9 protein-coding genes are annotated in these 9,484 nt (G+C 60.4%); 2 read left to right on the top strand and 7 right to left on the bottom strand.

Annotated features, from left to right (window positions below; translation table 11 throughout):
* Nucleotides 1-187 precede the first annotated feature (187 nt).
* Nucleotides 188-1,147 (top strand): LysR family transcriptional regulator, encoded by a 960-nt coding sequence (locus BMI01S_RS34780; protein WP_042292420.1) that lies wholly within the window; start codon nt 188-190, stop codon nt 1,145-1,147.
* 255 nt (nt 1,148-1,402) lie between these two features.
* Here the strand turns inward: BMI01S_RS34780 and BMI01S_RS34785 are convergent, their stop codons facing one another.
* The 3 genes from BMI01S_RS34785 to BMI01S_RS34790 form a co-directional block, all read right to left on the bottom strand.
* Nucleotides 1,403-3,196, bottom strand: a complete 1,794-nt coding sequence (locus tag BMI01S_RS34785) for a B12-binding domain-containing radical SAM protein (protein WP_028232828.1) — start codon at nt 3,194-3,196, stop codon at nt 1,403-1,405.
* 132 nt (nt 3,197-3,328) lie between these two features.
* The gene (locus tag BMI01S_RS41515; RefSeq protein WP_154671477.1) at nt 3,329-3,505 is read right to left on the bottom strand and encodes a hypothetical protein; all 177 of its coding nucleotides are present in this window, start codon (nt 3,503-3,505) and stop codon (nt 3,329-3,331) included.
* A gap of 221 nt (nt 3,506-3,726) precedes the next feature.
* Complete coding sequence (locus tag BMI01S_RS34790; protein WP_081716166.1) at nt 3,727-4,647, bottom strand: sensor histidine kinase; 921 nt, start codon at nt 4,645-4,647, stop codon at nt 3,727-3,729.
* A 100-nt stretch (nt 4,648-4,747) separates the two neighbouring features.
* Here BMI01S_RS34790 and BMI01S_RS34795 point away from each other — a divergent pair, with 100 nt between their 5' ends.
* Complete coding sequence (locus BMI01S_RS34795) at nt 4,748-5,467, top strand: TetR/AcrR family transcriptional regulator (RefSeq protein ID WP_238328029.1); 720 nt, start codon at nt 4,748-4,750, stop codon at nt 5,465-5,467.
* 1,246 nt (nt 5,468-6,713) lie between these two features.
* On the opposite strand, the gene BMI01S_RS34805 is transcribed toward BMI01S_RS34795, so the two are convergent.
* The 4 genes from BMI01S_RS34805 to BMI01S_RS34820 form a co-directional block, all read right to left on the bottom strand.
* Entirely contained in the window at nt 6,714-7,028 is a 315-nt protein-coding gene (locus BMI01S_RS34805; protein ID WP_028232830.1) for a DUF4148 domain-containing protein, read from the bottom strand.
* Between the two features lie 243 nt (nt 7,029-7,271).
* Nucleotides 7,272-7,565 carry a hypothetical protein gene (locus BMI01S_RS34810; protein ID WP_028232831.1) on the bottom strand — a complete coding sequence of 98 codons (294 nt, stop codon included), beginning with the start codon at nt 7,563-7,565 and terminating at the stop codon, nt 7,272-7,274.
* Nucleotides 7,566-7,629: 64 nt separating this feature from the next.
* Nucleotides 7,630-7,974 carry a hypothetical protein gene (locus BMI01S_RS34815; RefSeq protein WP_028232832.1) on the bottom strand — a complete coding sequence of 115 codons (345 nt, stop codon included), beginning with the start codon at nt 7,972-7,974 and terminating at the stop codon, nt 7,630-7,632.
* Nucleotides 7,975-8,972: 998 nt separating this feature from the next.
* Nucleotides 8,973-9,484: hypothetical protein (locus BMI01S_RS34820; protein ID WP_218002766.1), on the bottom strand; the 512-nt coding region annotated here is incomplete at its 5' end.

Consider the following 9,484-nt stretch of genomic DNA (forward strand, 5'->3'; position numbering starts at 1 on the left):
GCGGCAGGTCACAGGTCCTGCCGCCAGGGCCAAACCCGAGCTTCTGGATGGCGCTGCACTTCTGCAAACGATTGCAGTTTCGGCAAAAGATTATATGGATGCATCGAGCGGGTAGGCCAATACGGCATGACCGGCGTTGCCGCTTCCCATCGCGATCTGGGCTATGCAGCGGAATAAAGGAAACATCATGGACACACTAAGCAACATGAGGATGTTTGTGCGCGTAGTTGAAGCTGGTAGCTTCACCGCTGCAGCCAACTCCGTGGATAAGTCGACCGGTCGGGTTTCGCGGGCCGTCACTGAACTTGAGGCACATCTGCAGACGCGCCTGCTCAACCGTTCGACTCGCCACGTTGGACTGACGGACGCAGGTCAGCGCTACCTGCGGGATTGCTACCAGATTCTCGCTTTTGTGGATCAAGCGGAGGCGGAGGCATCGAATGCGCACTTGCTTCCGTCAGGGCGTCTGCGAGTGCATGCCACCGCCAGCTTCGGTCAGCACTATGTGATGCCCGCAGTCCTGCGGTACCAGGAGCTGTTTCCACAGGTCTGCGTCGAATTAACGCTTTCACAGCACGTTCCCGACCTGATCGAGGAAGGCTACGACGTGTCGGTTCAACTGGGCGCGATTGAGTTGCCGGACTCCGGTCTCGTGTCGGTCCCGGTCGCGAAGACCTGTAACATTTTGTGCGCGTCGCCTTCGTATCTCTCCCGGCACGGCATCCCTTCCACGGTGGCCGACCTCGCCGATCACACATGCATGCGCACCAGCAGTCCGGCATTCCCCCAAAGCCGATGGAATCTGGATGGCCCTAATGGTATGGAAACCTTTGAGCTTCCTCCGTCGCCCTTTCAGGTCAACGTTGCAGAAGCCATGGCGCTCGCAATACGCGACGGCCGAGGCATTGGCGCGCTGCCTCTATGGACTGCGATGCCGTGGCTGCGCAACGGCACGCTGCTACGTGTACTGCCGACACATCGCATGAATGAGACCCACATCCGCGTCCTCTACGTGTCTCGCGAGTATCTGGATGCGAAGATCAGAAGCTGGGTAGATTTTCTGCGGGATTTCATTCCCCAGACGCTCGATGACGGCGATATGGTGCCACCGGCGTCTGTGTTTGCTGACGCAGATTTGACGATGTGATGCGGATTACGCCGCGGACATCGCCGGATCTCGCTCGAGCTCTACCAACCGTCTGTCCGATGAGGCCCGGCAGTGGACGCTGCACGGCGCCCGCGATTGCGGCAAGCACCGGCGCAGCAGGCCAAGTCCGTAATCTACCTTTCAGCAAGCGGCAACCATAAAAAACCCAATCCCGAAAGTCGTGAATTAACCGGCGTTGGGTGATAGAGACGCGCGAGCACTCGGGACGCGAACCGAATGCAATCATCAGCGATATCACGCTGCAGACGGGCCCGATGACCGGATGGCAATACGCCGGTGGTGGACAGCCAGCGCTGCCTCGCCGCCGCTCGTGGCGTGGAACAGTCCTAGCTGCTCGAACTCCTCTTCCTGCAGCGGCGTGATGGCGATATCCGTGTAGGCGTAACGGTCCGGTGCCTTCATGACTGCCCTGAGGGTAGCCTCTGTCCTGAGGTAGAAGCGCAGATATTTCGTCATCTTGACAACGGTCTCACACCAGTAGCGCGGATAGAAGCGAAGCCGCGATTCGACCGGTAGTCCCCAACGGCGGTCACGGCGGTGTTTCATTCGCAGGGCTCCCCCCTCGAGCGGATGCACACCCTCATGTTCGATCATCAGTCTGAACCACGCGATTGTGCGCATGATCGTCTTCGGTCGGCCGTTCGGGATCTGCGCTGCCCGCTTGACGATCGTGCGGATGTGCTCGTACGAGTAAAACGTGCTCCAGGCACACCGATATGCTTCTTCCCATTCGGCGTCCGACATTTTCGCGTGGTGCGTGACGCGGTGGTTGGTGTCGTATTTGTTGATGTCCGGGTCCATCCATTCGCCGTTTCTAACCATCGTCTGATGATCTTCGGAGCCCGGAAGCGGGGTGAGCATGAAGAACTCGAGAATGTCGATTGGCAATTCTCGCTTGATGATTTCGATGTCGCGCAGGATCGATTCTTTCGTGTCTGCCGGGAATCCGATGATATAACCGGCATAGGTGATCGCGCCGTGGGCGCGCCACTTCTGCAGCATGGCGCGGTATTCGGTGATCTTGTTCTGCCGCTTCTTCGCCGCAATCAGATTCTCGGGATTGATATTCTCAAGGCCGATGAACACGCGACGCACACCCGCGCGCGTGGCCTTCTCGATGAAGTCTGGAATCTTGTGACAGAGCGTGTCGACCTGGATCGTGAAGCCGCAATGAATACCTTCCTTTTCCCGAAGTTCGATGACGCGGTCGAGAAGGATCTCCCAGTCATGGTTGCGGGCGAAATTATCGTCCGTGACGAAGAACCGGTCGATGCCCTGCTTTGCGTTCTCGCGGATGATCTTTTCCAGATCGTCGGGGGTGCGAAAGCGACTCTTGTGCCCCTGCACGTTGATGATGGTGCAAAACGAGCACTGATACGGGCAACCCCGGCCAAGGTCAACCGAGGTATAGGTACCTGCCGTGCGCTCGATGTGCTTGCGCGGCAAGAAAGGCTGGGGAGCACCTTCTAGCGAAGGCAAGGTGTCCATGAAATGGTACAAGGGCTTCATTGCCCCGTTCCACGCATCGAGAAGAACCTCGTCAAGACGCCGTTCCTCGGCCTCCCCTGCGAAGAGCGCCACGCCCATTGCTTGCGCCTCCTTAAGCTCAGCGGGCATCTCGGGCAGCATGGAGATGCAGCCGGAAACGTGGAAGCCACCGATTGCAACCGGCAAGCCTGCGGCACGGAACTGGCGGGCGAGGTCGAGTGCGCGCGGGTACTGGTTCGACTGGACACCGACCAGACCGATCATCGATCTCCCGCCCTTTGCCTTCAGGTCACGAATGATGCGCTCTGGCCACACCCGCTGGTTGGTTTCATCGTATGTTTCGATCTCGAAACGGACGCCAGCACCCAGCAGATTTCGCTTTCGCGCGTCATCAGCAAGCGCATACATACAAGCGAGTGTATTGGACGGCATGACCGAGCGGAGCCACTGAATCGGATAGCCGTCGTCGTCGTAATGAGTCGGCTTGATGAGGACGAGAGAGAATCGGAAATCTTCAGAAACGGGGTATGTCGTGTCCATGCTCTGCTCTTTAGCCTTGTCTGGAAGTCACAATCCCGTGAAGGTCGTCCTTCTTCCGAACATCGAAGATGGACCGTGAACCTGCGTTCAGTACAACAACGCGCATCCTACCCTTCAGCCCTCCTGCTGTGTTTACCATTTCGCCTGAGCGCGAGCCCTGCGCGCGCTGCCTGGCATCCGCGCCGTGTGTCCCGACATCACTGCCTGCTGCCGCAGCATGGTGACGTGCCAGACAGAATCGTGACGCTTGGCACTTTTCGCGCCCATTGCCCTGACCAGGCGCCCGAGATTTGAGAACAGATTTTTCATGGCAAGGAACTCCCAATGTATTGCTTTTCGCGTTCAGCTTAGTCCTGCGCCGTTCTCACTGATATCGGACCTTCGCCCGATGGTTGTGCTTTCAACTATATATGCATAGTGCATGCACCCACGACAGCCCCCGTCTTCGCGCCATTTTCACGGATGAAGCTCCGGCGTATCGAAGCCACTGCCGATGAGCATGCGTACCGGTTCGGCCTACGCGTCTCCGGTTATCGGAATCTCGACTGCGCGGGAAGTTCAACATGGAACGTCAGGCCGCGCCCGGCATTGCGCTCGGCCCGGAGCTGGCCCCCATGTGCGATGACGATGTTCCGGCTGATCGGCAGACCCAGCCCCAAGCCCTGCGGCTTGGACGTGACGAAAGGTTTGAAGAGCGTTTCGATCTGGTCGCAGGCTGTCCCCGCGCCCTCGTCGCTCACGGCAATGCGCACCTTGCACCGATCAGCAGTCGCACCGACGGTAACGCATACCCTGCGATGTCCCGCGGGACACTCGCGCACCGCATCGAGGGCATTGCGCAGCAGATTGACGAGCACCTGCTGGAGTTGAATGACATCGCCGTGCACCGGCGGAAGATCTTCGTTGACCTGTGCGCAGACTTGCGCGTCGCAGGAGTCGGCCTCGCGACGCAGCAGCCTGATGACGTCGCGCACGAGGCTGCCTGGGTCAACGGCGCTCGTCCCTGCGCGTTCGCGTCTGGCTGAAAGGCGCATGTTACGAATGATGGTGTGCGCACGCATGCTGTCGGCGACGACCTCGGCGAGCAGCTCACGCAAGTCACTCAGCGCCGGAGGGGACTGGGCAAGAAACCGCTGCGCCGCCTGAGCGTTGCTGAGGATGGCTGTGAGCGGCTGGTCAACTTCATGGGCAAGCGCGGCAGTCACATAGCCAATTTCGGGTTCCTGCGATCGCGGCATGAGATCGCCCGCGTTGCCCGGGGCCGCCGCTTTCACATCCCCACGCTCCAGCACCGTTTCGGGCAGCTTTGACAAAGCCCCGGTGCCTTGTCGCCACACTGGCTTCCCCGTGTACCACAGGCCCGGTTGAGTCATCCGTATCAACCACCCGCGCATGGCTCCGACTGTGGGCAGTTTCATCGAGGCAGTCTCACTGAACTTTCCGTCCTTCATGATTCTCCCGACCTGCGGTTCACGGACTGGCGGCGCGTTTGCCCACAATGAAAAGTGTACCAATTGGTCCAGGATGCAATATTAGGGCAAGCCATGAGAAATGTACCGTTCGGTTCATGACTTCGCGGACTATCATCGTTCAATGGAAAAGTCACAAAAGACAACCAATCGGCGCGGGCAGAAATCGCGCCAGGAAATCCTCGACGCTGCCTCACGTGTGATGTCCGCGTGCGGTTATGCAGGCACTTCAATGTCGGCCTTGGTCAATGCTACCGGCATACCGAAGAGCGCGATCTACCATCACTTTGGTTCAAAGGGCGGACTGCTTGCCGAAGTGATGGCCGAGGGCGCCCACGGTTTTTTTGCAGCCATGCAGGAAGCTCACCGGGAGCCCCAAGGTGAAACGCCGCGTGAACGGCTGGGCTGGTACCTCAGGAAGGCAGGCGAAGTGTTCAGGAACAGGGAAAACTTCCTGCGCCTGCTGCTCATCATGGTCATGAGCAATGAGGCAGCCGATCCCGAAGCCCTGGAGACGGTCATTCGCGTTCGCAACGAGGGCCGCAACTACATGCGGGGGCTTGTCCGCGACGCGTTCAGCGTCCAGGGTGACGCCCTGGATTCAGACGTCGTCGAAGACATTGCTCACTTCGGCATGCTTGGCTTTGATGGCGCCTTTGTTTCCATGCAGTCCGGCGACAAGAGATCCATGGAATCGCAAATGGAACAGCTCGCCGACGCGATGATCGCTCTCGGCGAAGCACGTGCCGCGTCCTTCAGCAGTGCGCGCTCGCACGGGAAGCGTACGCAGAGACACACATAACAATCCACGAAAGCCTCAGGCGAGTGCCCGCCCATTACGACGTTCCAGCAGGCCGAAATCGTGCGGCATTGAGCGGTTGCCGGGCGGGACTTACGCACGCGGGAAAGTGCTGCTTTTGCACGGCGCACGCCAAACGCCGTCATTGGGCTTATTCGATTGCCCATCTATTCCAACGGCGCCGATCGTCGCAACATCGAGTTATGCACACCAAGCCTGGCGCGCCGCCGATCCTGGCTCCGGACGCATGCGCAACCGGTCTCCGCCGCCGATTTCCGTCCCGGGGCGTGCCGTAGACGCACACGTGAACATCAAATCTCGCGGCAGGCTTCCGCGCATACGCGGCAAGCATCGCTGCACGTGCCGCAGTGCTCGGGCGCATGGCGGCCGCATTCCTCTGCACACTCGTGGCAGATCCTCGCGCACAGCGCACAAAGTTCGGGGGCGAGATGACTCTGCCGAGCCAGTGCAGCGGACGTGAATCGGCACAGGGATGCGCAATCAGCATCGAGTCGAATGCACTTGGTCATCGCTGCGACGCCAGCGGCTGCGAGGCACGCCGATGCACAGCGGTCACAGGCGGCGGCGCAAGCATCGCATGCGTCGATGCAGGACTGGTAGGCCTCAGTGTTCATGATGCGTCTCCAGATTACGGCGAGGGCGCGCCTCTCTCAGACTCCGGTCCGGTTGGCCGCCTAAAGACGCGAGCGGCGGATTGGCAGTGAGTCCGGCTCGCTTGAAGGGCGCATGGATCGTGCAAGGAACGTCGCGTGCCAGCCACCGGTAGGCCAATAGCAGCACGAGGCATGTTAGATAATGTTCGATCGGAACGACGACATGCCCCGATCCGCTTCTTCAGGATAGGCCGGCGTTCAGTCTGTTCCAACCATCAATATTGCGCACGCACGCTTCAGCGACTGGCACGTGCAGTTGCGCCGGTATTAAGCACTGGACTTTTGAACTGGGGAGCCTGGCTAGCGCTCTTGCTGCATCAACGCAATCAAACTGCTCACAAAGCCCGGTATCACTGTCCCCATCATTTTGGCGCCGATGGTGGGTTGGGCCACCCCGGCGCGGGCTGCTGCGTTGTCGGAGAGGGGGCGCCTTTCCCTGGGCCTGGCCGCATCACCATGGCAAGTGTGCGGGCCCTCACACAGTTGACGGGCCATCTCGATGGCTGATTACATCGCCAGCGTCAGCGACGGGGCCGCCAACAACCGGATGTACCCCGTCTGACGTAGCGGGCTGCTCAGTAATCGTATACCTGACTCGCGGGAGCAGAGGGCAAGCCCGTAGTAGACGAGCCAGATGCCGATGACCCGCTCAATACGCCACCGTACGCGGTCGAGCCATTCCGGGCAGCGGCGCGCGCTTCTGCTGCCTGAATGTCTTGCGGGTAGTTGGGATCCTCGCCTGAGAGTCTGTAACCAGCCTGCTCGAGTTGCTGGAGTTCGGCGCGCACCTGCGCACGTGTGACGGGCGACTGCGCGTCCGACTGGGCGAACGCCGCGAGCGATGCAGCAATGGCCGATGTGGCGGTGACTGCGAGAATAACCGCTTTCACGACGACCTCCTTTTGCGCATGGCGCGCACTCATGCCCGGGCTGATACAGGGAGCGTGGCGTTGGCGGCGTGATTTGAGCCTGCCGAGACAGTATCGCCGCCCGAATCTCCGCAAGCGAAGGGCGCCTGGATGACGAAAACCGGATTGTCCGAGACCCGCTGAGCGCGCTATCGCGTCGCGCATGGCATCGCGACGCGCGTTGTGAGATCAATTTATGAAATAAAGGCTACTTACCCGGTTTCGTTAAGAGACAACCATCGACAACGCTTTCTCACGACATGGCGATGACCAGACCTTGCGATTAATGATGTTGCTGTTAAACACGAGCAGGACCAGATCTCTTCCCTGCCGGTACAAGGTACCGTGTTCCAGTCGCTGCATGCGCTCAAATGGCCTGCCGCTGCCCATGGCCGTTTCGAGGAACAGAGGCCATTCGTCCAGCCCGAGACCCAGATCGCTGGCAGCAATTGAATACTTCAGGAAGGTACGTGTAGGTTCAACGTCCTCCCAGTGAATGATTTTAGGCTTGCAGTTCATGATCAGCTTTTCTTCAGGACAACAAAGGTAATCTCACTTCTTTTTTTTAGAGTGTCATATGCCGTTACGCTGGAACCAAATGCCCCATGGACACCATCGCATGAAAGGCCGCGGAGACCGGGTCCATCGTGGGCGACTTGTTCGCAGTGCCCGTCGACTGTTGCGCGCGTCGTGTTCGGTCTTTAACGGGAGCGAGGCCACGCTTGAAATGGCACTCGCCATTTCGACTGTCGCGCTGCGAGACATGCACGTCGCCGCTCAAGACTAGCTCCCTAAGCGCGTATGCTAATCGCCGGCCAGCCACACCCGAGGCTGCGGCCAACTGCGCGACGCTTCGTTGCGATCCATCCGCCAGCACGTCCAGCAATCGCGCTTCCAGCGTCCCGACAAATCGATGCTCGGTCGTCATCGTCCCTCCGTCAATCAAGTTGATATATCAACTATATCCGACACTGTAAGCAGTTTGTATGCGTCAGTGCGTCGCCAATGCCTGTTTAAATCGGTCGCCCCCTGGTACGGGCACCCTTTGTCCGGCACACCAGGTACCGACTTCACATCGCGCGCAGGCAATCGGTCCATGGGGATATCCCCTCGCTTTCAGCGTTTCGTTGGTTAACGAACGGTTGATGCCCGATGTCCCAGATAACTTGACTCACACAAAAGGGGAAAGGCGGCTGAAGGCGAGGCATCACGGATGCCGCCTGACAATTGAGCACGGGTCGTGCAACGATCCAGCTAATCAGGAGTGCAAAGTGAAAACCATTATTCCGGGGCATGGAGATCGGGGACCGTGGAAAGTACTGACGATGCTGGCAGTCAGTCTTCACGCAGCAGTTGTGATGGCGAATACGTCCGTCGCCGGACACTCGCCGAATACGCAACCCAATGACGTTGAGCAAGCGTTTCTGAGTGGCGTTGAAGCGCCTGCAAGTGGAACGAATACTCTCGCTGGAGTTGTACAGCCGCTTGCGAGCGGAGCACCCGCTACGGGGGAAGGCGCTGGTTTGACAGACGGCGCGGGCCTGGTCGTGGGCAATAGCTTCGGGGCAGGCGGTGCCGAAAATCCGGGTGTCGCGACGGGCCTTGCAGCCAACCCCGGCACGGGCACCGAAAGTTCCGGGACCGGAGGCGGGACTGCCGGTGATGCGGAAATCGGTGGCGGGGCCGGCGTCGCAGTCGCTAGCCCAGGAACTCCGCACAATGGATTGGGCGGCACTGGAACACGCGGCGCAGGCGCGGGGGGCATCGCTGCGGGAAGTACCGGGAGCGGGAGCACGGGAGCCACTGCAACCGGAAGTGGAGGCAGCCAGGGCGGGAGCGGCGATCGGGGCACCAATGGAACGGGTAGTGGCGGCAGCCAGAGCAATAGTGGCGCCGGAGGCAGTCAACAAGGGGCTGGCGGTTCCGTTAACGGTAGTTCGGGCGGTAGCGGTTCAGCCACCAATGGTTCTGGCAGCGGCGGTTCGGCAAGCGGCGGCTCGGGCAGCGGCGGTTCAGCAAGCGGCGGGTCGGCAAGCGGCGGCTCAGCAAGCGGAGGCTCAGCAAGCGGCGGTTCGGCAAGCGGCGGGTCTGCAAGCGGCGGCTCAGCAAGCGGAGGTTCAGCAAGCGGCGGGTCGGCCAGCGGCGGCTCAGCAAGCGGAGGTTCAGCAAGCGGCAGTTCAGCAAGCGGCGGGTCAGCAAGCGGCGGCTCAGCAAGCGGCGGCTCAGCAAGCGGCGGCTCAGCAAGCGGCGGCTCAGCAAGCGGCGGCTCAGCAAGCGGCGGCTCAGCAAGCGGCGGCTCAGCAAGCGGCGGCTCAGCAAGCGGCGGCTCAGCAAGCGGCGGCTCAGCAAGCGGCGGCTCAGCAAGCGGCGGGTCGGCCAGCGGCGGCAACAGTGGCCATGGAAACGGCGCTTCAGGTAACGGCGGTTCGGGCAGCAGC

Origin of the sequence: Paraburkholderia mimosarum LMG 23256 = NBRC 106338 (assembly GCF_000739815.1) — a bacterium.
Taxonomy (GTDB): domain Bacteria; phylum Pseudomonadota; class Gammaproteobacteria; order Burkholderiales; family Burkholderiaceae; genus Paraburkholderia; species Paraburkholderia mimosarum.